At 65.3% G+C, this 26123-nt stretch carries 23 protein-coding genes; 21 read left to right on the forward strand and 2 right to left on the reverse strand.

The annotated features are described in order from the left end of the window. Positions 1-15: 15 nt before the first annotated feature. Positions 16-924 (reverse strand): cytochrome c oxidase subunit II, encoded by a 909-nt coding sequence (coxB, locus tag OCGS_RS06360; protein ID WP_007426408.1) that lies wholly within the window; start codon positions 922-924, stop codon positions 16-18. A 154-nt stretch (positions 925-1078) separates the two neighbouring features. On the opposite strand from coxB, the gene tldD reads away from it, so the two are divergent. From tldD to OCGS_RS06385, 5 genes are all read left to right on the forward strand, one after another. Next, on the forward strand, positions 1079-2503 hold the full coding sequence (gene tldD / locus OCGS_RS06365; RefSeq protein WP_007426409.1) for a metalloprotease TldD: 1425 nt from the start codon (positions 1079-1081) through the stop codon (positions 2501-2503). Positions 2504-2636: 133 nt separating this feature from the next. Beyond that, entirely contained in the window at positions 2637-3773 is a 1137-nt protein-coding gene (gene dprA / locus OCGS_RS06370; RefSeq protein ID WP_052026134.1) for a DNA-processing protein DprA, read from the forward strand. A gap of 91 nt (positions 3774-3864) precedes the next feature. Then, positions 3865-6579, forward strand: coding sequence for a type I DNA topoisomerase (gene topA / locus OCGS_RS06375; RefSeq protein WP_007426411.1), 2715 nt, complete (start codon positions 3865-3867; stop codon positions 6577-6579). 76 nt (positions 6580-6655) lie between these two features. Next, positions 6656-7360: a CoA transferase subunit A gene (locus OCGS_RS06380; protein ID WP_007426412.1), complete on the forward strand. Its 705-nt coding sequence runs from the start codon at positions 6656-6658 to the stop codon at positions 7358-7360. Further along, on the forward strand, positions 7360-7983 hold the full coding sequence (locus OCGS_RS06385; protein WP_007426413.1) for a CoA transferase subunit B: 624 nt from the start codon (positions 7360-7362) through the stop codon (positions 7981-7983). The genes OCGS_RS06380 and OCGS_RS06385 overlap by 1 nt, the downstream gene beginning before the upstream one ends. 6 nt (positions 7984-7989) lie before the next feature. Here the strand turns inward: OCGS_RS06385 and OCGS_RS06390 are convergent, their stop codons facing one another. Next, complete coding sequence (locus OCGS_RS06390; RefSeq protein ID WP_052026141.1) at positions 7990-8739, reverse strand: lytic transglycosylase domain-containing protein; 750 nt, start codon at positions 8737-8739, stop codon at positions 7990-7992. A 385-nt stretch (positions 8740-9124) separates the two neighbouring features. Between OCGS_RS06390 and OCGS_RS06395 the strand changes: the two genes are divergently transcribed. From OCGS_RS06395 to OCGS_RS06470, 16 genes are all read left to right on the forward strand, one after another. After that, entirely contained in the window at positions 9125-9352 is a 228-nt protein-coding gene (locus tag OCGS_RS06395) for a Flp family type IVb pilin (protein WP_040610692.1), read from the forward strand. Between the two features lie 79 nt (positions 9353-9431). Then, positions 9432-10256: a Flp pilus assembly protein CpaB gene (cpaB, locus tag OCGS_RS06400; RefSeq protein WP_007426416.1), complete on the forward strand. Its 825-nt coding sequence runs from the start codon at positions 9432-9434 to the stop codon at positions 10254-10256. 135 nt (positions 10257-10391) lie between these two features. Next, positions 10392-11807 carry a type II and III secretion system protein family protein gene (locus tag OCGS_RS06405; RefSeq protein ID WP_007426417.1) on the forward strand — a complete coding sequence of 472 codons (1416 nt, stop codon included), beginning with the start codon at positions 10392-10394 and terminating at the stop codon, positions 11805-11807. Positions 11808-11812: 5 nt separating this feature from the next. Beyond that, positions 11813-12445, forward strand: coding sequence for an OmpA family protein (locus OCGS_RS06410; RefSeq protein ID WP_007426418.1), 633 nt, complete (start codon positions 11813-11815; stop codon positions 12443-12445). Positions 12446-12574: 129 nt separating this feature from the next. Next, entirely contained in the window at positions 12575-13828 is a 1254-nt protein-coding gene (locus tag OCGS_RS06415) for a CpaE/TadZ family protein (protein WP_007426419.1), read from the forward strand. Between the two features lie 4 nt (positions 13829-13832). Next, positions 13833-15281, forward strand: a complete 1449-nt coding sequence (locus OCGS_RS06420; protein WP_007426420.1) for a TadA family conjugal transfer-associated ATPase — start codon at positions 13833-13835, stop codon at positions 15279-15281. Positions 15282-15286: 5 nt separating this feature from the next. After that, positions 15287-16255, forward strand: coding sequence for a type II secretion system F family protein (locus tag OCGS_RS06425; protein ID WP_007426421.1), 969 nt, complete (start codon positions 15287-15289; stop codon positions 16253-16255). Positions 16256-16259: 4 nt separating this feature from the next. Continuing rightward, entirely contained in the window at positions 16260-17234 is a 975-nt protein-coding gene (locus tag OCGS_RS06430) for a type II secretion system F family protein (RefSeq protein WP_007426422.1), read from the forward strand. A gap of 16 nt (positions 17235-17250) precedes the next feature. Then, entirely contained in the window at positions 17251-17799 is a 549-nt protein-coding gene (locus tag OCGS_RS06435) for a tetratricopeptide repeat protein (protein ID WP_040610643.1), read from the forward strand. A gap of 13 nt (positions 17800-17812) precedes the next feature. Then, positions 17813-18676, forward strand: a complete 864-nt coding sequence (locus OCGS_RS06440; RefSeq protein WP_007426424.1) for a tetratricopeptide repeat protein — start codon at positions 17813-17815, stop codon at positions 18674-18676. Then, positions 18673-19164: a prepilin peptidase gene (locus tag OCGS_RS06445; protein WP_007426425.1), complete on the forward strand. Its 492-nt coding sequence runs from the start codon at positions 18673-18675 to the stop codon at positions 19162-19164. Before OCGS_RS06440 ends, OCGS_RS06445 begins: the two co-directional genes overlap by 4 nt. An 87-nt stretch (positions 19165-19251) precedes the next feature. Continuing rightward, positions 19252-20559, forward strand: a complete 1308-nt coding sequence (locus OCGS_RS06450; protein WP_040610645.1) for an ATPase — start codon at positions 19252-19254, stop codon at positions 20557-20559. Positions 20560-20610: 51 nt separating this feature from the next. After that, entirely contained in the window at positions 20611-23085 is a 2475-nt protein-coding gene (locus OCGS_RS06455; protein ID WP_007426427.1) for a ligase-associated DNA damage response DEXH box helicase, read from the forward strand. After that, positions 23082-23768: a ligase-associated DNA damage response endonuclease PdeM gene (gene pdeM, locus OCGS_RS06460; protein WP_007426428.1), complete on the forward strand. Its 687-nt coding sequence runs from the start codon at positions 23082-23084 to the stop codon at positions 23766-23768. Before OCGS_RS06455 ends, pdeM begins: the two co-directional genes overlap by 4 nt. Next, positions 23765-24178, forward strand: coding sequence for a PaaI family thioesterase (locus OCGS_RS06465; RefSeq protein WP_007426429.1), 414 nt, complete (start codon positions 23765-23767; stop codon positions 24176-24178). Before pdeM ends, OCGS_RS06465 begins: the two co-directional genes overlap by 4 nt. Before the next feature lie 263 nt (positions 24179-24441). Further along, positions 24442-26118 (forward strand): formate--tetrahydrofolate ligase, encoded by a 1677-nt coding sequence (locus OCGS_RS06470; protein WP_007426430.1) that lies wholly within the window; start codon positions 24442-24444, stop codon positions 26116-26118. Positions 26119-26123: the final 5 nt, after the last annotated feature.

A 26123-nucleotide genomic window follows, 5' to 3' on the forward strand; every position in this document is an offset into this window, starting at 1 on the left:
TTCCTCAGACCCGAATCATTCGACAAGGGCGGCTGTCTGCGCCTCGGGGCGGGTGCCGCCGTATTCTTCGATCGCGCGGTCCAGCCAGGCTTCGTACTCCGCCTCGCTGACGACCTTGACGGTGATCGGCATGAAGGCGTGGGCGATTCCGCACAGCTCGGAACATTGGCCGAAATAGATGCCTTCCTCCTCGGCGTTGAACCAAAGCTCGGCCAGGCGACCCGGCACGCCGTCCTGCTTCACGCCGAAGGCGGGGATCGTCCACGAATGGATCACGTCCGCGCCCGTCACCTGAACGACGATGTTCTTGCCCACGGGAACGACCATCGCGGTGTCGGTCGCCAGCCTGAATTCGTCCTCTGTATAGCCGGCCTGCTGAAGTTGCAGGACCACCTCGGGCGTCAGACGGTAATCGCCGCCGGTCGCGGGCGATCCGATCATGTAGCTGTCGAAGTTGAACTCGTAATCGGGGTATTCGTAGTTCCAGTACCACTGGAAACCCGTGGTCTTGATGGTGATGTCGCCCTCGGGGATCGTCTGTTCCTCGAACAGGACGGGAAGCGAGAAGGCCCCGATAAAGATCAGGATCACGATCGGCCCGATCGTCCAGGTGATTTCCACCGGTGTGTTGTGCGTGAAGGTCCGGGGCGTCGGGTTGCGACGGTGGTTGTAGCGTACCAGCACAACGCCCAGCAGGCCGATCACCAGCAGCGTGATGGCCGTGATGATGATCAGCACCATCCCGTCCAGCCATTGCAGATCATGCGCGATATCGCTCGATGCCGGCTGAAAGTCGATGCCGGCGGGCTTGGGCGCGCCGATGATCGGCAGATCGCCGCGAATGTTGTCGGTATCCTGCGCATGGGCGGCAATGGCTGCGAAAAACCATGCGGCGGCTGCGACGGGAAGACGGGAAAGGCGCATCGGCTTGTCCTGTTCGGCTGTAACGGGCGGCACGCAAGCCTGATGGGGCCGACATTGTGCTCGCGCAACTTAAAACCATATTAAACGCAACGGGACAAGCGGCCCCATCGCGGCATCTGGCCGCGAGCCTGTCCGCCCATGCAGGAGATTCCCCATGACCGACAGTGCCTTTCGTCCGTTCGAGACGGCCTTCGATGCAGACGCTGCGCTGCGGCAGTTGCGAACCGCTCTGGCCGGCGCCGAGGATGGAGAGATCTTTTGCGAACGCCGCCGCGCCGAAGGCCTGACCTATGATGACGGTCGGCTTCGATCCGCGTCCTATGACGCGTCCGAGGGATTCGGCCTGCGCGCCGTCAAGGGCGAGACGACCGGATATGCCCATTCCACCGAAATGACCGAAGCGGCGCTCGGCCGCGCCGTCGAGACGGCGCGCCTGGCGGTGGGCGATGGCGGCGGCACGCTGGCGGTCGGGCCGAAGGCGACGAACCGGCGTCTTTATACCGACAGCGATCCGGTCGCGGGCGCGCCCTTCGCGGTCAAGCTGGACATGCTGAAAGAGATCGACGCCTTCGCCCGCGCCCTCGACCCGCGGGTGGTGCAGGTTTCCGCGACGCTGGCGGCATCGCTGCAAGAGGTCGAAATCCTGCGTCCCGATGGGCGCATCCTGCGCGACGTCCGGCCGATGACTCGCCTCAATATCGGCATCATCGTCGAGGAGAACGGGCGTCGCGAATCGGGCGGCATGGGCGGCGGCGGGCGTGCGGGGCTGGCCGCGCTGATGGAACGGTCGCACTGGGAAGCCGTCGCGCGCGAGGCGCTACGCATCGCGCTGGTCAACCTGCGCGCCGAACCCGCCCCGGCCGGGGTGATGGATGTCGTGCTGGGCGCCGGCTGGCCCGGCATCCTGCTGCACGAGGCGGTGGGGCACGGGCTGGAAGGCGACTTAAACCGCAAGCGGTCCAGCGCGTTCGCCGGACTGATGGGACAGCGGGTCGCGGCACCGGGGGTCACGGTTCTGGACGACGGCACCATCCCCGACCGGCGCGGATCTCTCAGCATCGACGACGAGGGCACCCCTTCGGCCCGCAACGTGCTGATCGAGGACGGCATCCTTGTCGGCTTCATGCAGGATCGCCAGAATGCCCGGCTGATGGGGGTCGAGCCGACGGGGAACGGCAGGCGGCAGTCCCATGCCCACGCGCCGATGCCGCGGATGACGAACACCTACATGCTGGGCGGCGATGCCGACCCCGAAGTGATCGTCGCGGACCTGAAGGACGGTATCTATGCGGTGGGGTTCGGCGGCGGTCAGGTGGACATCACCAGCGGAAAGTTCGTCTTTTCCTGCACCGAGGCGTATCGCGTCCGAAACGGCAGGATCGGCGCGCCGGTCAAGGGCGCCACGCTGATCGGCGACGGGGCCACCGCGTTGCAGAAGATCAGGGCCATCGGCAACGACATGACGCTCGACCCTGGCATCGGAAACTGCGGCAAGGCGGGGCAATGGGTGCCGGTCGGGGTCGGACAGCCGACGCTAATGATCGGCGGGCTGACGGTCGGCGGCGCGGCGACGGGGTGACGCAGGCTGCGGGCAGGAAAATGAAGATTTCGCGTTAAACCCTTCTTAACCACTCGCCATGCAGGCTGTCCGGGCAAGAGATGGAGACCGGACGTTGGACCTATTCCCTTCCTCCCCCGCCCTCACACCCCCCATGTCGGCGGAAGGTCGGCTCGAATGGATCCGTCTCTTGCGCTCGCGCCGGGTTGGCGTCGCGACCTTCTTCCGTCTCTTGCGCGACCACGGCAGCGCCGCCGCGTCGCTGGAAGCGCTGCCCGAGGTCGCGCGCGCGGCGGGCGTCAGCGATTATCGTGCCTGCCCCCCCGAAGTGGCCGAGGCGGAACTGCGCGCGGCGCGGCTGGCCGGCGCCACGATGGTTTGCTGGGGCGAACCGACCTATCCGTCGCAGCTTTCCGACATCCCCGATCCGCCCCCGTTCCTGTGGGCGATGGGCGACATGGCGCTGCTGGAACGCCCCGCAATCGCGCTTGTGGGGGCGCGCAACGCGTCGTCGCTGGGCCTGCGGATGGCCCGCACGCTGGCACGCGGCATCGGCGAGGCGCAGGCCGTGACCGTTTCGGGTCTGGCGCGCGGCATCGACGCCGCCGCGCACGAGGCCGCCCTGCCGACGGGCACAATCGCGGTCATGGCCGGCGGCGTCGATGTCGTCTATCCGTCGGAAAACGCCGTGCTTGCCCAGGAAATCGCAGAACAGGGGCTGCGCCTGTCCGAACGGCCGATGGGTCTGCAACCGCAGGCGCGCGACTTTCCCCGGCGCAATCGCATCGTGTCGGGCCTGTCGCGGGCCGTCGTCGTCGTCGAGGCGGCCGCCAAGTCGGGCAGCCTGATCACCGCGCGCGACGCGCTGGATCAGGGGCGCGAGGTGATGGCCGTGCCCGGCCACCCGTTCGACGCGCGCGCCGCCGGGTGCAACATGCTGATTCGGGACGGCGCGACGCTGGTGCGCGGAACGCAGGATCTGGCCGAGGTTCTGGGCGGCATGCGGCCCCAGGACCGCGACGCGCCGGCCCCGTCGCATGAGCAGGTGGCGCAGATGCCCCGGCCGGAACCTGCGCCGAAACCCGCGCGCAACCTGCGCGAGACCCACGCGCTGCACCGCCGCATCCTCGACCGCCTGGGGCCGGTCCCGACGCTGGAGGATCAGTTGATCCGCGATCTGGGCGCGCCCGCCGCGCAGGTCACGGCGCAGATCGTCCATCTGGAGGTCGAGGGCCGGCTAAGCCGTCATGCTGGCGGAATGCTGTCCCGCGCCGCCCCGCCGGCCGAGTGACACGCCCCCGTCACGACCGCCACATTGACATCCCCCGGCCCCTTCCCACATCAAGCGGCGCCGCAATGCGCGCCCACCCGAAGGAAGCCGAATGCCAGTCGTCGTCGTCGAATCGCCTGCCAAGGCCAAGAAGATAAACGAATATCTGGGCAAGGATTTTACGGTCCTGGCGTCTTACGGCCATGTGCGCGACCTGCCGCCCAAGGACGGATCCGTCGATACCGAGAACGGCTTCGACATGACGTGGGAGGTGGCGAGCGACAGCAAGAAGCACGTCAAGGCCATCGCCGATGCGCTGAAGGACGACCCGGTCCTGATCCTCGCCACCGACCCCGACCGCGAGGGCGAGGCGATCAGCTGGCATCTGGAACAGACCCTTCGACAGCGCAAGGCGCTGAAGAAGGACACGCCGGTCAGCCGCGTCGTGTTCAACGCGATCACCAAATCCGCCGTCACCCAGGCGATGGAAAAGCCGCGGCAGGTCGATGCCCCGCTGGTCGAGGCGTATCTGGCCCGCCGCGCGCTGGATTATCTCGTCGGCTTCAATCTGTCGCCGGTCCTGTGGCGCAAGCTGCCAGGCTCGAAATCCGCGGGGCGGGTGCAGTCGGTCTGCCTGCGCCTCATCGTCGAGCGCGAGATGGAGATCGAGGCTTTCCGCCCGCGCGAATACTGGTCGGTCCGCGCGATGCTGACGACGCCGCGCAACCAGACCTTCGAGGCGCGGCTGACGACGCTGGCCGGTAAGAAGCTGGACCGTTTCGACCTGGCCGATGCGACTCAGGCCGAAATGGCGGTGCAGGCCGTCAGTTCGCGCGCGCTGCATGTGGCCAGCGTCGAGGCCAAGCCCGGCACCCGCAACCCCGCGCCCCCGTTCATGACATCGACCCTTCAGCAGGAGGCGAGCCGCAAGTTCGGCATGGGCGCCAAGGCCACGATGAGCGCGGCGCAGCGTCTCTATGAGGCGGGGCTGATCACCTATATGCGGACCGACGGGATCGACATGGCCCCCGAGGCCGTCACGGATGCGCGTCGTGTGATCGGCGCGACCTATGGCGACGGCTATGTCCCCAAAAGCCCGCGGATGTACAAGAACAAGGCCAAGAATGCGCAGGAAGCCCACGAGTGCATCCGCCCGACCGCGATGGCCACCCGGCCCGAGAAGGCCGGTCTGACCGACAGCGACCAGCGGCGGCTTTACGATCTGATCTGGAAGCGCACCATCGCCAGCCAGATGGAATCGGCGCGGCTGGAACGCACTACGGTCGAGATCGAAAGCGAGGATGGCCAGGTGGGCCTGCGCGCGACCGGGCAGGTCGTGACCTTCGACGGCTTTCTCAAGGTCTATGAGGAAGGCCGCGACGACAGCGAAAGCGAGGAAAACCGCCGCCTGCCGCAAATCGCGCGGGGCGACGCGACGCCCTTTGCTTCGGGTTCCTACACCCGAGGCGAGGACGATGCTTCCTATCTGTCCAAGGATGCCGCAACGCTTGCGACCCAGCACCACACCCAGCCGCCGCCGCGTTACACCGAGGCCACGCTGGTCAAGCGGATGGAGGAACTGGGGATCGGCCGCCCCTCGACCTATGCCAGCATCGTCACGACGATTCAGGATCGCGGATATGTCCGCAAGGAACAGAATCGCCTGTTTCCCGAGGACAAGGGCCGTCTGGTGACGGCGTTTCTGTCGAACTATTTCCGCCGCTACGTCGAATACGACTTCACTGCCGATCTCGAGGACCAGCTCGACCATGTCAGTGCAGGCGATGCCGACTGGAAGGAACTGCTGGCGCGCTTCTGGCGCGACTTTTCCGCCGCCATCGCCGAGACGGCCGATCTGCGCATCGGTGAGGTGCTGGAAAAGATCAACGAGGTGCTGGAGCCGCATCTTTTCCCGCCGCGCCCCGATGGCGGCGACCCACGGCTTTGCCCCAACTGCGAAAAGGGGCGGCTGTCGATGCGCACCGCCCGGTCCGGCGGCGCGTTCATCGGATGCTCGAACTATCCCGAATGCCGCTTCACCAGGCCTTTCGGCCCGCCTGTGGAAAGCGACGAGGCGCCGGTCGTCCCGCCCGAGGGCAAGCTGCTGGGCGAGGATCAGGGCGACGCGATCTGGCTGCATGACGGCCGCTTCGGCCCCTATGTCCAAAGGGGCGAGGTCACGGAAGACGTGAAGAAGCCGCCGCGCCAGTCCGTCCCCCGCGACTGGCCGCTGGAAAGCGTCGATCTGGCGCGCGCGCTGATGCTTCTGAACCTGCCCCGCGAAATCGGCACGCATCCCGAGGACGGTGTAAAGATCTGGGCGACGATCGGGCGCTATGGCCCCTATCTCAAGCATGCGGACGATCCGGCGGCCAAGGGCGGCAAGACCGCGCCGCTGCCCGAACTGGCGGATGTGTTCGAGATCGGCATGAACCGCGCGGTGGAAATTCTGGCGCAGAAGGCTGCCAGCCGCCCCGGTCGCGGCGCCGCCGCGCAGCCGATCAAGGAACTGGGCGACCATCCCGATGGCGGGCCGGTCGCGGTGATGCCGGGGCGGTTCGGGCCTTACGTCAAGTGGGGCAAGATCAACGCCACGATCCCCAAGGGCACCGAGCCCGAAGCGGTGACGATGGAAGCCGCGTTGGAATGGATCGCCGCCAAGGCAGCCAAATCGCCGGCCAAGCGCAAGGCCGCCCCGAAAAAGGCGGCGGCAAAGAAGCCAGCCGCGAAGAAGACAGGCACCGCGAAAAAGCCCGCGGCGAAGAAGACAGGCACGGCCGCGGCGGCGAAGAAGGCGACCGTTCCTTCCGACGATGTCGTCGAATAGCCGCGGCGGCGCGCGTTGACACATTCCCGGCGGCGGGCGATGAACGCCTGACCTGTCCCGCCGCCGGAGAATGCCAATGCAGAAAATCTATGACAGTCCCGCCGCCGCCCTCGACGGCGTCCTGCACGATGGGATGCTGATCGCGGCCGGGGGGTTCGGCCTTTGCGGGATCCCAGAATTGCTGTTGCAGGCGATCAAGGAGGCAGGGACGAAAGACCTGACCTTCGCCAGCAACAATGCCGGCGTGGACGATTTCGGCATCGGCATCCTGCTGCATACGCGGCAGGTGAAGAAAATGATCAGCTCGTATGTCGGCGAGAATGCCGAGTTCATGCGCCAGTATCTGTCGGGCGAGCTTGAGCTGGAGTTCAATCCCCAAGGCACGCTGGCCGAACGGATGCGCGCCGGCGGTTGCGGCATCCCCGGCTTCTACACCAAGACCGGCGTCGGCACGGTGATCGCCGAAGGCAAGGACCACAAGGATTTCGACGGCGAAACCTATATCCTGGAACGCGGGATCGTGGCGGATCTGTCGATCGTCAAGGCGTGGAAGGCCGACGATACCGGCAACCTCGTCTTCCGCAAGACGGCGCGCAACTTCAACCCGCCCGCCGCGATGTGCGGCCGCATCTGCATCGCCGAGGTCGAGGAGATCGTGCCGCGCGGCAGCCTCGATCCCGATTGCATCCATCTGCCCGGCATCTATGTGCACCGCATCGTGCAGGGTACCCACGAAAAGCGCATCGAACAGCGGACCGTGCGCAAGAAGGAGACGGCGTGATGGGTTGGACACGGGACCAGATGGCGGCGCGGGCCGCCGAGGAACTGGAAGACGGGATGTATGTGAATCTCGGCATCGGCATCCCGACGCTGGTGGCGAACTATACCGGCGACAAGGACATTACCCTGCAATCCGAGAACGGGATGCTGGGCATGGGCCCCTTCCCGCTTGAAGGAGAGGAAGATCCCGACCTGATCAACGCGGGCAAGCAGACGATCACCGAACTGCCCCGCACATCCTATTTCGACAGCGCGACCAGCTTCGGCATGATCCGCGGCGGCAAGATCGCTGCGGCGATCCTGGGCGCGATGGAGGTGGCCGAGAACGGCGATCTGGCCAACTGGATGATCCCCGGCAAGCTGGTCAAGGGCATGGGCGGCGCGATGGATCTGGTCGCCGGCGTCGGCCGCGTGATCGTGGTGATGGACCATCAGAACAAGGCGGGCGAATCCAAGGTGCTGCGCGAATGCACCCTGCCGCTGACCGGCAAGGGCGTGGTGGACCGCATCATCACCAATCTGGGCGTGCTGGATGTGGTCGAAGGCGGTCTGCGCATCGTCGAGACGGCCGACGGCGTGTCCGAGGACGAACTGCGTGCCGCGACGCAAGCGACCATCGTGTGACCGCCCTCACCCGTTGAACGCGGTCCTTTGCACGAAGACGCAGCCGTCGCTGACCAGCATCGGTTGCGTCAGGCACAGGCCGCGGGCGACGCCGAAAGCGGCCATCACCTTGGGCACGTAATCGCGCGTTTCTGCATAGGGCGGAACGCCGCCATGCCGCCGCACCGTACCCTCGCCGGCATTATAGGCCGCAAGGACAAGGACGGGATCGCCCGCGAACTCGTCCATCAACCAATCCAGATAGGCCACTCCGCCCCGGATGTTCTGGGCCGCGGCAAAGCTGTCCGTCACCCCGAAGCGGGCGGCGGTCGCGGGCATCAACTGCATCAGGCCCTGCGCCCCCGCGCTGCTGACCGCACCGGCCTGGCCCGCCGATTCGACCGACAGCACCGCCAGCGCCAGCGCCGGTGAAACCCGCGTGCCGATTGTCGCCGCCAGGATGTCGCGCCCGTGCCGGTCGGCCAGACCGGCCAGCGTTTCCAGCCGGGGGGCGCGCACGGTGGCGTCGGCGCGCAAGGCGGCCAGCGCCAGATCCAGCCCCCCCGCCCCGCTTCCCGATACCGGCACGTTGTCCCAGAACTGTCCGCCCGCGGCAACGGCGCCTGCGGCAGGATGTTCCGTCGGCGCCGGTGCGGCGGGCAGCGCGGGCGGCGCTTCGATCTGCACGGTGATTCGCCGCGCGCCGGGCACCGGCGGCTTGACCCGCTTGAAGGTGAAATCCCCGAAGGGCTGCGCGTCGCCGGCTAGAACGGGCATCGGCAGCAGGCATAGCCACGCCAGCGCGCAGACGGCGTAAAGGATCGCCCGTCTGCGGCGCGATTGGGGGATTCTGGGCATGGTCATCGCCGCCAGTTTGCCCGCGGGCGGGCGGATGCCAAGCCCGCGCTGGCGCAGGCGCCTTGAAAAACAACGATACGTCACCGGAATGCGTCAGCCTTTCGCTGTTAGAATGCCCTTGGCGATAGGCGGCGGGTGATAACGAACCGTTAAAATGCGAAGGATCATCTGCGCCGGGCGCGATCCTGCCCGGATGGCGTCGCAATTCGGCCGCAATGCGATGGGACAGTCAGCCATGCCGAAACGGAGCGTGGTGTTCTGGTTCGGTGACATCGGACCGGAACACAGGACAGGAGAACACGAGATGAAATTCTTCAAAATCGCGAAAGACTTCCGCAAGGACGAAAGCGGCGCCGTCACCGTCGACTGGGTCGTGCTGACCGCGGCGATCGTCGCGCTGGCCATCGGCCTACTTGGGACGATCAGGAGCAACACCGAGACTGTCGCGGACGGGATTGCAGATAACATACTCAAAGCTCCGAACGGAACATCAGCTTCGTCGTCCGGGTCGTCGGGAAGCGGTACCCCATGACGTGTCCGTCCAGTTTCCTTCACAACTAGTCGGCAGGAACAGACTGATCGTCCTGTCGGCGATCCGAGAGGACCATCCCATGCGCATCGTCTTCGCCCTCGTCCTGCTGGTCGGCCTCGGCCTGTCAGGCTTCGCCGTCTACATGGCGCGGGACTACATCACGGCGGTCGAGGCGCAGCAGGTTCAGGTCGTATCCGTGCCGACGCGCGACATCTATGTCGTCAACCGCGCCACCCGTTACGGCGACAGGTTGACGGCAGACGATGTGCGGCTTGTCTCATTCCCCGAAGCGGCCCTGCCCGAGGGCGCGTTCCATACCGCCGACGCGCTGTTCCCCAAAGGCCCCGACGTGACCCGCGCCGTGTTGCGCGCAATGGAACCGAACGAGGCTGTGCTCGCCTCCAAGGTGACGGCACCGGGCGAAGATGCGGGCGTCTCCGCCCGGTTGGGCGAGGGCATGCGCGCCTTCGCCATCAATGTCGATGTGTCGTCCGGCGTGTCGGGTTTCCTGCGCCCCGGCGACCGCGTCGATGTCTACTGGAGCGGGACGATGCCCGATGACCGCAATGTCACCAAGCTGATCGACACGAACGTCCGTCTGGTCGCCATCGACCAATCCGCCGACGAGGACCGCAACGAAGCCGTCGTCGCCCGCACCGTCACGGTTGAGGCGACGCCCCGCGATGTCGCGGCCCTTGCGCAGGCCCAGAATACCGGGCGCCTGTCGCTCAGCCTGGTCGGCGCCAACGATCTGTCGGTGGCGCAGGGCATCGAAGTCGATCAGCGCGACCTGCTGGGGATCGTCGACGAGGTTCAGGTTGCCGTCGAAGCGCCCAGGGTCTGCACGATCCGCACCCGCCGCGGTGCCGATGTCGTCGAAATTCCGGTTCCCTGCACGAATTGAGCGGTGTTGCTGCCTGCCCACACCGGGCACCGGATTCTGCCCCGACAGCTTTCGACACGACATGGAAATCTTCCGCTGCTAACAACCCTAGGGTGAAACGGCAGGATTGACGCGGCCGTAGGGCAGGATGGCGGCATGGCACATATGAAGCTGAAGGCGGCCCTGGTCGCACTGGTCTGCATCATCGGCGGCATTCTTCCGGCATCTGCGCAGGGTCTGCGGATTCTCAGCGAAACGGCATCGGGCGATCTTCAGGTGCCGATGAACCGCGCGGTCGTGGTCGAAAGCGATACGCCGTTCGCCGAACTCAGCATTGCGAACCCGGCGATCGCCGATATCTCGACCCTGTCGGATCGCACGATCTATGTGCTGGGCAAGGCGCCCGGCCGCACGACGCTGACGCTTCTGGCCGCCGATGGCCGCCTAATCACCAATGTCGAGGTTCAGGTCACGCCCGAAATCAGCGAATTCAAGGAACGCCTGCGCCAGATCCTGCCCGACGAACGCATCGAGGTGCGCACCGCCAATGACGGCATCGTCCTGTCGGGCATCGTCAGCAGTGCCTCGGCGCTGGACCGCGCGCTGGACCTTGCGAACCGCTATGCGCCCGACCGCGTATCGAACCTGATGAGCGTCGGGGGCACGCAACAGGTGATGCTGAAGGTGCGGTTCGCCGAAATGTCGCGGTCGGTCCGCAAGAACCTGTCATCCTCGGTATCGCTGTTCGGTCTGTCGGGCGACAGCAGCGTGACCGGCGGAACCAGCACCTTCATCACGGCGCCGAACGGCGTCGGTCCGGCCGGCGACGGAATCGGGCTGGGCAACGTGACGGTAGGGCCGAGCGAGGGGGTTCTGGGGCTGGATTTCGGATCCGGCAGCCTGCAATTTCAGGTTCTGCTGGAAGCCCTGGAAACCAAGGGCCTTGTGCGGACGCTGGCCGAACCGAACCTGTCCGCGCTGTCGGGCCAGGAGGCAAGCTTTCTGGCGGGCGGCGAGTATCCCATCCCGGTGGTCAGCGATGACGGCGGCGTCGGGATCGAATACAAGCCCTTTGGCGTGCAGCTTAACTTCACCCCGCGCGTGGTCGACAAGGGGGTCGTCAACCTTCAGCTGAACGCCGCCGTGTCCGGCATCGACAGCACGCAGACGCTTCAGGCGAACGGTTTCAATGTCGCGTCCTTTACCCGGCGCGAAACCTCGACCGTGGTCGAACTGCGCGACGGCGAAAGCTTCGCCATTGCTGGCCTGTTGCAGGACACGTTCACCGATCTGAAGGGGCAGGTGCCGTGGCTGGGCGATATTCCCATCCTGGGGGCGCTTTTCCGCAGCGCCGAATACAACCGGAACCAGTCCGAGCTGGTCATCATCATCACGGCGCATCTGGTGTCGCCAGTCCGCGGCGAGGCGCTGGTGCTGCCGACCGATCGCATCGCCATTCCGTCCGAACGCGACCTGTTCCTGTTCGGCCGCACCGAAGGCCGCGTCAAGGGTGCGGCCGGCGAAGTCGCGCGACAGGATTTCGTCGGGTCTTACGGGTATGTGATGGAATGATGCCGATGCCGAAAACCGCCGCGCTTGCCCTGCTTGCCCTTCTCGCCGGATGCGGGCCAGACTGGACGCGCCCTGCCGGGGGCGATCTGGACGAAGGCCGCTTCGGCAATCCGACGATGACCAACATGCTTGTCCAATCGGGACGGCTTGGGCAGGTCGAGGGGTTGAACAACCGCTTTTCGCGCGAAGTGGACAGCGTCGTCACGTTCGACTTCAACTCGGCCGTGCTGACGCCCATCGCGCGCGCGACCGTCGCGCAGCAGGCGCAATGGATCCGGCAGTTTCCCGAAGTACGCTTCCGCGTTTACGGCCATACGGATCTGGTCGGAAGCGCGACCTACAACAAACGGCTGGGGTTGCAACGCGCGCGCGCCGTGGTGGCGGCGCTTGTCGCCCAGGGTGTCGATCCGGCCCGGCTCGAAGCGCTGGTGTCTTTCGGCGAGACCCAGCCGCTGATCGTGACGCAGGGACGCGAACGCGCGAATCGCCGCACCGTGACCGAGGTTTCCGGCTTTGTCGGACGCAACGACCAGCTTTTGAACGGGAAATATGCCGAACTGGTGTTCCGCGAATACGTCGCCAGCGCGACCGAACTGTCCCCGACGGCGCAGGCAACGCTGGGAACGCTGGCGGAATAGGGACCGGGTGCCAAAATGCGGGATGTCGCCCTGCATGGCATAATCTGGCGGCATCGGCCCTAATGTTGCCGCGTTCTTCGGTCATCCACAGACGTGACGGCGAATCCGTTACGCGAGGGGCGATCAGGAATGAACAGCAGCGCAGCGCCATCGGCTGAACCGGCACCCATTCTTGCGATCAGCGTCAGCCGCGACGTGCAGAACTTCGATCTTCTCATCGAGGATATGGAGGCCGTTCTGGGTGACGGATGGGGCGATCTGACGTTTACGGATGCCCTGGCCTTCCTGACCCAAACGGATGCGCGCCATCTAGAATTCGTCGCGCTGGCCATCGACGAGAATGACGAGGAGCATTTTGCCGCGATCGCCAGCATCATTCGCGCGGCAATCGAGGCCGATATCGCCGTCATCGTCGTCGCCGAAGAGGTCAGCCCGGTCATCCTTCACCAGATCCTGAAGTTGGGGGCGCGCGAATTCGTGCCCTATCCCCTGCCCGATGGCGCCCTGGCCGAAGCTGTGGACCGGATCCGCGCGCCTGCCCCGGCCATGGCGGCGATGGCCGGTGCGGATGTCACGCGGCTGACGGCACGCCCCACGCAGGACCGTCATGGCGTTCTGATGCCGGTGCAGGGCCTTGCCGGCGGAACAGGGGCCAGCACCTTTGCCGTGAACCTGGCGTGGGAACTTGCGACCGTAACGAAAACCGACGCGCCCCGCGTCTGCCTCGTGGACCTCGACCTGCAGACCGGCGCGATCAGCACCTATCTGGATCTGCCGCAGCGCGAGGCGGTCTTCGAATTGCTGACCAATACCGAAACGATGGACAGCGAAAGCTTTCTTCAGGCGCTGCTTCCCTATCGCGAGAAGTTACATGTCCTGACCGCGCCTGCGGAAATGCTGCCGCTGGACCTTGTCCTGCCGACGGATATCGAACGGATACTTGAATGCGCCATGGCCAATTTCGATTATGTCGTCGTCGATATGCCGAAAACCGTCGTCCAGTGGACAGAGACGGTTCTGAACGCGGCGCATGTCCATTTTGCCATGCTGGAACTGGACATGCGGTCGGCGCAGAATGCCGCGCGGCTGATACGGGCCTTGAAGGCCGAAGCGCTGCCATTCGAAAAGCTGCGCTTCCTGCTCAACCGCGCGCCGGGCGCTTTCGACCTGAATGGCAAGTCTCGCGTCAGGCGTCTGGCCGAAACGCTGGACATCGCCATCGAGGTGCAACTGCCCGATGGCGGACGATCCGTGACCGATGCGAACGATCGCGGCGCCCCCTTGGCCGAGGTCGCGCGGAAGAACGCGCTGCGCAAGGAAATCCGCAAGATCGCCGCCTCGATCCACGAATTGAACAAGTCCGCCGCGACCCTTGAGGGATAGCCCGATGTTTTCACGCTACCGCAAGCCCGACGATCCCGCATCCGCCCTGTCAAGGACCGCCGTTCCCGCCCCCGCGGGACGCGACGCACCCGCTGTTGCGCTGCCCCCTGCGACAAGCCAGGCGACGGCTTCCGCAGGCAGGGTGCAGGCGCAGGTCGAACCGGCCGGCAAGGATCGCCGGCGTCGGGAAAAACTGGGGGAAATCAAGGTCCGCATCCATCAAGAACTGCTGGAAAACCTTAATCTGGCAGCCTTGGAACAGGCCAGCGAGGCCGATCTCAAGGCCGAAATCACCGCCATCGCCGGGGAAACGCTGGGCGATCTGGGCGCGGTGCTGAACCGTGACGAACGGCAGGGCTTGATCCAGGATCTCTACGACGAGGTGAAGGGCCTGGGCCCGCTGGAAACCCTGCTCAAGGACGATACGGTCAACGACATTCTGGTGAATGGCCCGCAGCAAATCTTTGTCGAGCGCGATGGTCGCCTGACGCTGACCGACGTGACGTTCAAGGACGAACGCCACCTTCTGCGGATCATCGACAAGATCGTTTCGGCCGTGGGGCGGCGCGTGGACGAATCGAACCCCTATGTCGATGCAAGGCTGGCCGATGGCAGCCGATTCAATGCGATGGTGCCGCCCATTGCCGTCGATGGCAGCCTGGTGTCGATCCGCAAGTTCAAGAAGGAAAAGCTGGGGATCGACGATCTTGTGCGGTTTGGCGCCTTTTCGGACGATATGGCGCGCTATCTCGAAGCGGCGGTCAGCACGCGGCTGAACATCATCGTTTCGGGCGGAACGGGATCGGGCAAGACGACCACGCTGAATGCGCTGTCGTCCTTCATCGACAATTCCGAACGCATCCTGACGATCGAGGATACGGCAGAACTGCAATTACAGCAGACGCATGTCGGACGAATGGAAAGCCGACCGCCCAATGTCGAGGGCCGCGGTGCGGTCAGCCAGCGCGATTGTCTGAAAAATGCCCTGCGAATGCGGCCGGACCGGATCATCGTCGGCGAAACCCGCGGGGAAGAGGTGATCGACATGCTTCAGGCGATGAATACCGGCCATGACGGGTCGATGACGACGATCCACGCCAATTCGGCCCGCGACGGGATCAGCCGGCTGGAAAACATGATCGCCATGGCGGGGATCGAGATGCCGCTGAAGGCCGTGCGCAGTCAGATCGCTTCGGCGGTCAACCTGATCGTGCAGGCCAGCCGGCTTCAGGACGGCAGCAGGCGCATGACGTCGATCACCGAAATAACCGGCATGGAAGGCGACGTGATCTCGATGCAGGAGATCTATCGCTTCCAGCGCACCGGGCTGACCCCCGAAAACAGGATTCTCGGCCATTTCACCGCGACCGGCGTGCGCTCGCACTTTTCTGAACGGTTCAGAATGTGGGGCTTTAATCTGCCTCCTGAAATGTTCGAGCCGGCGAAAGGATAGAGGCCATGACGTTCAGCGCCCAACCCGTCATCTATATCGTCATCTTCCTCGCCGTCCTGTTTCTGGTCGAAGGCATCTATCTGACCGTTTTCGGCCGGTCGATCAGCCTGAACAGCCGCGTCAACCGGCGGCTGGAAATGCTGGAGAAGGGAAAGGCGCGCGATCAGGTTCTGGAACAGCTTCGCAAGGAGATGGGCCAGCATCTGAAGGGCCGGCAGATTCCGCTTTACTCCCTTCTGGCAACGAAAGCGCAAAAAGCCAATATCGCCTTCACGCCGCAGCAATTGATTCTGCTGATGGGGGGACTTGGCGCGGTGGCGTTTGCCGGGCTGACTTTCGGCACCAGTGCGGCCGCACCGGTGCGAATTGTCTGCGCATTGGCGATGGGTATCGGTGGCGTCTATGTCTGGATCGACCGCAAGGCCAAGAAGCGCCTTGCCCTGATCGAGGAACAGCTGCCCGACGCGGTCGATCTGATGGTGCGGTCGCTGCGCGTCGGCCATCCGTTCAGCAGCGCCATCGGCATCGTCGCCCGCGAAGTGCCCGATCCCCTGGGGACCGAGATGGGCGTCATTGCCGACGAATCCGCCTATGGCCGCGATGTCGGCGAAGCGCTGAAGTCCATGGCCGAACGCCTGGATATGCAGGATCTGCGGTTTCTTGCCGTCGCGGTGACGATTCAGCAGCAATCTGGCGGCAATCTGGCCGAGGTGCTTCAGGGCCTCAGCAAGGTGATCCGTGCCCGGTTCAAACTGTTCCGCAGGGTCAAGGCCATCACTGCCGAGGCCAAGTGGTCCGGCGTGTTCCTGTCGGGCTTTCCCATCGTTGCGCTGGTGATGATCAATGTCATTCAGCCGAACTACTACGACGACGTGAAGACGACCGCCTACTTCATCCCCGCCTGCCTGATCGTGGCGGCGTTCCTGATTGCGAACGTGTTCGTCATGCGCGCGCTGGTCAATATCAAGGTGTGACCCGATGACAGGAATCACGACGCTGCTGACATCCCTTGGCGGGCCGCTGGGCCCGCTGATCGCCACCGGTCTTCTGGGGGTGCTGCTGATCCTGGCGGCGCTGCCTTTCCTGCTGCAACGTCGGACCGATCCCCTAGACCGCCTGCGCGCCCGAAAGTCGCAGCCGGAAACGGCCGAGCCGACATCGGCCGCGCTTCGGGTCGGCGGCAGGAACGACAAGCTGGCGCGGTTTTCGACCTTTCTGGAACCGCAGGACGCGACCGAATATTCGGCCGCGCGACTGAAACTGTTGCAGGCGGGGTATCGCGGCAAGAACGCCGTGCGGGTCTTCCACTTCGCGCAGTTCGCGCTGGGGATCGCGCTGCTGATCCTCGGCTTGCTCTATGCGCTGACGACATCCGCCGGTGCGGAGCCGAGCATGCAATCCATGATCCTTTACACCCTGGGGCCGGGGGCGCTCGGCTATCTTGCGCCGCGCTATTGGGTGACGCGCCGACAGCAGGAGCGCAAGGACGAGATCGTCAGGGGCTTTCCTGATTCGCTGGACATGATGCTTGTCTGCGTGGAGGCGGGGCAGTCGCTGGACCAGTCCATCACGCGCGTCGCGAAAGAAATCCGCGCAGGCTTCCCGGCCCTCGCCGACGAATATGATATGGTGGCGCACGAAACCAAGGCCGGCAAGGACAAGAGCATCGTCTTGCGCGACATGTCCGAACGCGCGGGCGTGACCGACATTTCCAGTTTCGTGACCGTCCTGATACAATCGGCGACGTTCGGCACATCCATTGCGGATGCGTTGCGGGTCTTTTCCGACGAAATGCGCGACAAGCGGGTCATGCGCGCCGAGGAGAAAGCCAACACTCTGCCGACGAAGATGACGCTTGCCACCATGATGCTGACCGTGCCACCGCTGCTGATCATCCTGCTCGGCCCATCCGTCAACATGATCATCGAGACTTTTTCACAGCTTGGCGTCTAGAGTATCATTTCCGGCCATGGCGTTGACGGCCTTGGCGGCCTGCGCGTCGCCCGACGGTACGATCGGCCCGTTCGCGCCCTCCGGCGTCCCCCGCGATAGCGGGGCGATCGACGGCATGGTCGTCGGCAACAGGATGATGGCGGCCGGCGAATACGACCTGGCGCTTCGGGCCTATCTGCGAGCTGCAGGGGAACAAGGCGCAACTGCCGAGGTGCTGACGGCCATGGGGTCTGCCAACCTGAAATTGGGACGGCTGGGGCAGGCCGAAGGCCTGCTGCGCCGAGCCGTCAGGACCGATGCGGAATACGTCCCCGGACTCAACAACCTGGGTGTGGTGCTGATGGAGAAGGGCGAAATCCCCGAAGCCGCACGGGTCTTTCGCGCCGCGGTTGCGGCCGACAGTGGCGAAAGTGACGCAATCCGCGCAAATCTCGCGCTCGCTCTCGCACGCCTTGACCAAACAACGCCCAAGGACAACCTTGAGGCGAGTTTCACACTGCTGCGCGGCGGCGGGGCGACCTATCGCATCCAGTCAACTGACCGGGATGTCCGACCCCGCGACTGAGAAAGGACCGACGATGACGACACGCCGCCCTGCGCTGACGATATGCCTGCTGGCGGGCGCGATGCTGGCGGGGTGCGCGGGCGGAACCGTGGACGTTCAGCGGGCGCTGAAGGACGTCAATGTCATCGACGAATCCAACCTCAACGACATCATGGCCAGTGCCGCCGATCCGGGCGAGGCGGTTCTGTATTTCCGCCGCAGCGCCGACGCCGAACCGGATCGCATCGCCCTGCAAAGAGGGCTGGGGCGGGCCCTTGTGCGGGATGGGCAGGCGGCCCAGGGTGCGGCTGTCTGGTCGCGGGTGGTTCGGATGCCGGGCGCAACATCCGAGGATGGCATAGACTATGCCGATGCGCTGATCAGAACGAACGACTGGGCGGGCGCGGCTGCGCAACTCAACACCATTCCACCGACCTATGAAACCTATCGCCGCTACCGGCTGGAAGCGATGGTTGCCGACAGCAATCGCCAGTGGAACAAGGCCGACAGCTTCTATCAGACGGCAGCGGGGCTGACCAGCAAGCCCGCCCCGGTTCTGAACAACTGGGGTTATTCCAAGCTGACGCGCGGGGAATATGCCGCCGCAGAACGGCTTTTCGCCGAAGCGGTCGAAAGCGAGCCGGACCTTTTCACCGCGAAGAACAACCTTGTCATGGCGCGCGGCGCGCAACGCAAATACGATCTGCCCGTCATGTCCATGTCGCAGACCGAGCAGGCGCAACTGCTGCACACGCTGGCCCTGACGGCGATCAAGCAGGGCGACGTGTCCATCGGGCGGGGCCTTCTGGAAGAAGCGGTCGCCGCGCATCCGCAGCATTTCGAATCCGCCGCGCGCGCCTTGGCCGCGCTGGAGGGCAACGCGATCGGCCGTTCGTGATCGCGCTGCCGCCTGCGGCCGCCGTCGCCTTTCTGGTTGCGACGGCGCCCGTCGCCCTGTGGATCGCGTGGACCGACCTGTCGCAGATGCGGATCCCGAACCGCGCCCCCCTGGCGTTGCTGGCGCTTTTCGCCTCGGTCGGTCCGTTCGTGCTGCCGCTGAATGTCTGGGCGTGGCAGTGGATCAACCCGGTCGTCGTCATCGGCATCGGTTTCGTTCTCAACCTGCGGGGCGGCGTCGGCGCGGGGGACGCCAAGTTCGCCGCGGCCGCTTCGGTTTTCGTGCTACCGCCGGACGCGCCCTTTGTCCTGATGCTGTTGGCCGCGGCCGTGCTGGGGGCTGTCGTCACACATCGCATCGTCGGCCGTTTGCCGACCCTGCGGATGGCGGGCGCCGATTGGCGCAGTTGGTCGTCACCCAGATTTCCCATGGGCTTCGCGCTAGGCCCGGTCCTGGTCTTCTATCTGGCCATCGCCGCCCTGTCCTGACTTCATTGCCCTATGGACGCAATTTCGCCTTGATCGTCGGGCACGATGTCTTCGATCCGGCACCTCGGCCGCGTGGAAAGACAGGTCATGTCCATCGAAACCGGTAACGTCCTTGCCCCGCCCGTCCCCCGCTCGCTGAGCGCGATGCGGCTGCCGCAGGTGATGATGCGGGACATTTTGCTGAAGACGATCTTTCGCAGCAACGCGGCGCATCTGTCGCAGATCGCGCAGCAGATTTGCCTGCCGGTCCAGGTCACGCAGGAACTGATCGACCTCGCGCGCAGCCAAAAGCTGGTCGAGGCCACCGGCACCATGCATGCCACGGCATCGTCCGAAATGGGCTATCAGCTGAGCGAGGCGGGAAAAGCGCGGGCGCTCGATGCGCTGGCGCAGTCCGAGTATTACGGGCCGATGCCGGTCCCGCTGGACGTCTACCGCGAACAGGTGGCGCGGCAATCCATCCGCAACATCGCCCTGACGCGCGAACAGTTGGTTCGCGCGATGGGGCATCTGGTGTTGCCGTCCAGCCTGCTGGACAATCTGGGACCGGCGGTCGGGTCCGGCCGCTCGATCCTGATGTACGGGCCGCCTGGGAACGGCAAATCGTCGATCTCGAACGGTATCCGGGATGCGCTGGGGGATCGCATCTATGTGCCCAGGGCGATCGAGTATTCGGGGCAGGTCATCACCGTCTACGATCCCATCGTGCATTCCGCAGCACAGGTGGCGCTTGACGATCCGAACGCCTTGCGCCGCACGGCGCGGTTCGACACGCGCTATGTGCTTTGCGACAGGCCGACGGTCATCACCGGGGGCGAGCTGACGCTGGGAATGCTGGATCTGGTCTATAATCCTTCCGCCAGAACCTATCAGGCACCGCTGCAACTGAAGGCGACCGGCGGCGTCTTCATCGTCGACGACCTTGGCCGTCAGGTCGATCCGCCTCAGGCGCTGGTCAACCGCTGGATCGTTCCGCTTGAAGAATCGCGCGACATCCTCGCCTTGCAATCGGGCGAAAAGTTCGAAGTGCCGTTCGACACGCTGGTCGTCTTTTCCACGAATTTCCACCCCAACCGCATCTTCGACAAGGCCGCCCTGCGCCGCATCTTCTACAAAATCCGCATCGACGGCCCTTCGCAGGAAGATTTTTTGAAGATTTTCGCTATGGTCGCGGAAAAGAAGGGGCTGGCGCTGGACGAAGATGCGCTCGTCCACCTTATCGGAACCAAATATCCGCAGATCGGAAACGTATATGCCAATTACCAACCGGCTTTCCTGATCGACCAGATCCTGGCGATCTGCGCGTTCGAAGGCATCCCCAACCGAATGTGCCGCGATCTAATCGACCGCGCCTGGGCCAACATGTTCGTCGAGGAGTCGGAAGTCGCGCATTAGCGGGCCACGCACCTATGGCAGCAGCGCGACCGACGGACTAGATGACGCCGCATGACCCTGCCCACCCGCTTTCAACAATGGTTTTCCGAACGCGGCTGGCACATCCACCCGCATCAGCAGGAGATGATCGACCGGGCGGCAGACCCTGCCCTGCTGCTGATCGCGCCGACGGGGGGCGGCAAGACGCTGGCGGGGTTCCTGCCCAGCCTGATCGAGCTTGCCGACGGCATGCATGAGGGTCTGCACACGCTCTATATTTCACCGCTCAAGGCGCTGGCCGCCGACATCCGGCGCAACCTGACCACGCCAGTCACGGCGATGCAGCTGCCGATCCGGATCGAGGACCGCACCGGCGACACCAGCGCCACGCGCAAGAAGGCGCAGCGGGCCGATCCGCCGCATATCCTGCTGACGACGCCCGAATCGCTGGCGCTGCTGACCAGCTACGAGGACGCGCCGCGCCTTTTCTCGACGCTAAGCCGGGTCGTCATCGACGAAATCCACGCCTTGGCCGAAAACAAGCGCGGCGATCAGCTTATGCTCGCCATGTCGCGCGTGCAGGCGATGGCGCCCGGTCTGCGGCGGGTCGGTCTGTCGGCCACGGTCGAGGATCCGCCGGCGATCGCGCGTTATCTCGCGCGGCATCCCGATCCATGCCGGATCGTCATGGCCGATCCCGGTCCCGATCCCGACATCTCCATTCTGCGGGTGGAAGAACCGCCCCCCTGGGCCGGAGCGGGCGGATCGCATGCGATCCCGGCAGTGCTGGAACAGATCCGGCGGCACAAGACCACGCTGATCTTTCACAATACCCGCGCGCAGGCCGAGATCTTCTTTCACAACCTCTGGCTGGCCAACGAGGACGACCTGCCCATCGGCATCCATCACGGATCGCTCAGCCGGGAACAGCGTGAACGGGTCGAACGGGCGATGGTGGCCGGCGAATTGCGCGCGATCGTCTGCACGTCTTCGCTTGACCTCGGGATAGACTGGGGGGATGTCGATCTGGTCATCCAAATCGGGGCGCCCAAGCAGGTCAAGCGGCTGGTCCAGCGCATCGGTCGCGCGAACCATCGTTATAACGCCCCGTCCAAGGCCCTGCTGGTCCCCGCCAACCGCTTCGAGGTGGTCGAGTGCGAGGCCGCCCTGCAAGCGGTGCGAGAACGCGACCTGGACGGAGAGCCGCGCGGCCCCGGACCGCTGGATGTGCTCTGCCAGCATATCGCCATCCGCGCCGCCAGCGGGCCGTTCACCGCGACCGGGCTTTTCGCCGAGGTCAGGACCGTCGGCGCCTATGCCGGGCTGACGCGGGCGGCGTTCGACGATTGCCTCGATTTCGTGGCGACCGGCGGCTATGCGCTGCGCGCCTATGACCGATGGCAGAGGCTGATCGAGCGGGATGGCGTCTGGTCCTTGCGCGATCCGCGCGCGGCCCGCCGCATCCGCATGAACATCGGCACCATCATGGATACCGACATGCTGAAGGTGCGGCTGAAATCGCGCGGCACGGGTCAGCCCCTGGGCGATATCGAGGAAGGATTCGCCACGACGCTGATGCCCGGCGACACGTTCCTGTTCGGCGGCAAGGTCGTCCGGTTCGAGACGCTCAAGGAAATGACGGTCGAGGTGACGCGCCAAGGCAACAAGGAACCGCGCATCGCCACCTATATCGGCATGAAGATCGCGACATCCATTCAACTGTCGCAACGCATCCTGCGTATGTTCGCACAGCCGGACTGGCCCTCGCTTCCTGCCCATACCCGCGACTGGTTGCACCTGCAGCGCAGCCGCTCGCGCCTGCCCGAAGCGGACCGGATCCTGGTCGAGACGTTCCCCCATGACGGCCGCCATCACACCTGCATCTACGGTTTCGCCGGGCGCAACGCGATGCAGACGCTGGGTCTGCTGATCACGCGCCGGATGGAGCTGTCGGGCCTGCACCCCACGGGCTTTGTCGCGTCCGATTACGCGATCCTCGTCTTTTCGCTGGAACCGGTGACGGATCCCGCGCCGTTGTTCGACAGCGCCGGGTTGCGCGACGGTTTCGACACCTGGCTTGGCGGCAATGCCGTGATGAAGCGCACGTTCAAGTATTCGGCCACCATCGCGGGGCTGATCGACCGCAACGTCGCCGGTCCGCGCCGCACCGGCCGTCAGGCGACGTTCAGCGCCGACATCCTTTACGACACGCTGATGAAATACGACCCCGACCACCTGCTGCTGCGGATCACCCGGCAGGAAGCGCAGCGCGGTCTGGTCGATTTTCAGCGGATCGAGGGGATGCTGGAAAGGACGGCAGGCCGGATCGACCATGTGACGCTGGACCGCGTCACGCCGCTTGCCGCGCCGATGTTTCTGGAACGGGGCTATGTGCCCGTCGAAGGGGCGGCGACCGAACGCCTGCTGGCCGATGCGGCGCAACGGCTGATGGATGCGGCCGGTCTTGACCTCGACCCGGCGACCGAAGGGCGGTTGTTTCGGATGGCTGGACCGGACGCGACCGGCGCGGTAAGGAACGCACCATGAACCCCGGCTTCCTTTTTCAGGGCGAACGCCTTTTCCTGCTGCCGTCGGGTGCCTTGTGGTGGCCCGGCGCCGCAACGCTGATCTTTGCCGACCTGCATCTGGGCAAGGCCGAACGCATGGCGCGCAGGGGCGGGGCCGTTCTGCCCCCCTACGAAGTGCACGATACCTTGCGGCGGATGGAGGCGGATATCGCACTCACTGCCCCCCGCCTGGTGATCTGCCTGGGCGATTCGCTGGACGACGACGCCGCGATTGCCGGACTTTCGCCGTCCGAAGCCCAAAGACTGCGCGACCTGACCCTTCGGATCGACTGGATCTGGATCGCGGGCAACCACGACCCTGCCCCGTCGGGTCTGGGCGGGCGTTCCGCAGACGCGGCAAGCATCGGCCCGCTGACCTTCCGCCACATCGCGACACCCGATGCTTCGGGCGAGGTGAGCGGCCATTATCACCCCAAGGCGCGGCTGGCGCTGCGGGGCCGGTCGGTCAGCCGCCCCTGTCTGCTGCATGACCGCGATCGGGTCATCCTGCCTGCCTATGGAACGTATACCGGCGGGCTGGACTGGACGGCCCCGGTGCTGGCAGGGCTGTTTCCGACAGGCGGCTGCGCGATCCTAACCGGCCCGACGCCCCATGCGGTTCCCATCCCATGCACGTCCCGGTCGCGGCGGGCATCGGCATGACGCCCGAAAAGCGGGCACAGATCCGGGACAGCTTCGCGCGTCAGGGATTGATGGCGACGCTGGGCGCGACCTTGGACGACCTCGAACCGGGACAGGCCACGATCGCGGCCCCCATCACGGACCGATCCAGCCAGCAGCACGGGTTCGCCCATGCCGGTCTGGTCTTCGCCATCGGCGATTCGGCAGCGGGCTATGCGGCGATGACGCTGACCGGCCCCGCAGCCGAGGTTCTGACTGCCGAGATGAAGATCAACCTTCTACGCCCCTCGCAGGGGGAATCGTTGATCGCGTTCGGCCGGGTGCTGAAACCCGGTCGCAGGCTGATCGTCGTGGTGTCCGAAGTATGGGCGCTGACCGGCGGCGACAGGGTGCATGTCGCGCAGTTGCAGGGCACCATCGTTCCGGTCTGAAAACAAGAACGCCGCGTCCGGGGAAAGTCGGACGCGGCGTCGATGTGGTCTGGCAGGCAGCGCTAGATGAGGGCCAGCGCCGCAAGTCCCAGACCGGTAAGCAATCCGGCGTGAATGGCGAGGGTCACGTTCAGCATCGTTCTCTCCACCTGTTGTTGTCGGGCCAACACGGCATCGTCCCAATTCGTTCCATCACGGTCGGTTGAGGCTGCGGTCAAACCCGTTTAGCTGGTCGGCGCATGGCGTTCGGAAAAAACGGTGACATGACCTACAGATCGGACATCGAGATTGCCCGCGCCGCGATCCCCCTGCCGATCGGGCAGATCGGAACCCGGTTGGGAATCGATCCCGACGACTTGATCCCCTATGGCCGCGACAAGGCCAAGATCTCCCGCTCGTTCATCGACACCTTGTCCGGGCGCCCCGATGGCAAGCTGGTCCTGGTCACGGCGATCAGCCCGACGCCGGCCGGCGAGGGCAAGACCACCACGACGGTCGGCCTCGGCGACGGCCTGAACGCTATCGGCCGGCGCGCCGCCATCTGCATCCGCGAAGCGTCGCTCGGCCCCTGCTTCGGATCGAAGGGCGGCGCGGCCGGCGGCGGGATGGCGCAGGTGATCCCGATGGAGGATATGAACCTTCACTTCACCGGCGATTTCCACGCGATCACCAGCGCGCACAACTTGCTGTCGGCGATGATCGACAATCACGTCTATTGGGGCAATCGGCTGGATATCGACCTGCGCCGCACGACATGGCGGCGGGCGATGGACATGAACGACCGCGCCTTGCGCCAGGTCACGGCGGGTCTGGGCGGCGTTCCGAACGGTTTTCCGGCACAGACCGGCTTCGACATCACCGTCGCGTCCGAGGTGATGGCCTGTCTCTGTCTGGCCGATTCGCTCGGCGATCTGCGCCAGCGGCTTGGGCGCATCATCGTCGGCTATTCCCGCGACCGTCGGGCGATCACCGCCGCCGACCTGAAGGCCAGCGGCGCGATGACCGTCCTGCTGCGCGACGCGATGCAGCCCAATCTTGTGCAGACCATCGAACACAGCCCGGCCTTCGTGCATGGCGGCCCGTTCGCCAACATCGCGCATGGCTGCAATTCGGTCATCGCCACCCGCACGGCGCTGAAACTGGCCGATTATGTCGTGACCGAAGCGGGGTTCGGCGCGGATCTGGGCGCCGAGAAGTTCATGGACATCAAGTGCCGCAAGGCCGGGCTTGCCCCGTCCTGCATCGTTCTGGTGGCCACGATCCGCGCGTTGAAGATGGGGGGCGGCGTTTCCCGTTCGGAACTGGGCAGGGAAGACGCCGCCGCCGTGCAACGCGGCTGCGCCAACCTTGTGCGCCATGTCGAGAATCTGCGCGCCTTCGGACCGCCGGTCATCGTGGCGATCAACCATTTCGCCGGCGATACCGACGCCGAGATCGCCGTCGTGCAGGACGAAGCCGCCGCCTTGGAATGCGAGGCGATCCTTTGCCGCCATTGGGCCGAGGGCAGCGCCGGCATAGCCGATCTGGCCAGGCGGGTCGTGGCGCTGTCCGAAGGCGATCCGCCTGCGCTGCGGCTTCTCTATCCCGACGATCTGCCGCTTGCCGCCAAGATCGAAACCATCGCCACCCAGGTTTATCGCGCGGGCGAGGTCACGTTCGCCCCCGGCCTGCGCGAACAACTGGCACGCTGGGAGGAGGCGGGTTTCGGCCACCTGCCGATCTGCATGGCGAAAACCCAGTATTCCTTTTCGACCGATCCCGACCTGCGCGGCGCACCGCAGGGCCACACCGTCCCGGTGCGCGAGGTGCGGCTGGCGGCGGGCGCGGGCTTCGTCGTCGCCATCTGTGGCGACATCATGACAATGCCCGGCCTGCCCCGGATCCCCGCCGCCGAGACGATCGGACTGGACGCCGCGGGCCGGATCGAAGGTCTGTTCTGAAAGAG

The organism is Oceaniovalibus guishaninsula JLT2003 (assembly GCF_000299575.1).
GTDB lineage: Bacteria > Pseudomonadota > Alphaproteobacteria > Rhodobacterales > Rhodobacteraceae > Palleronia > Palleronia guishaninsula.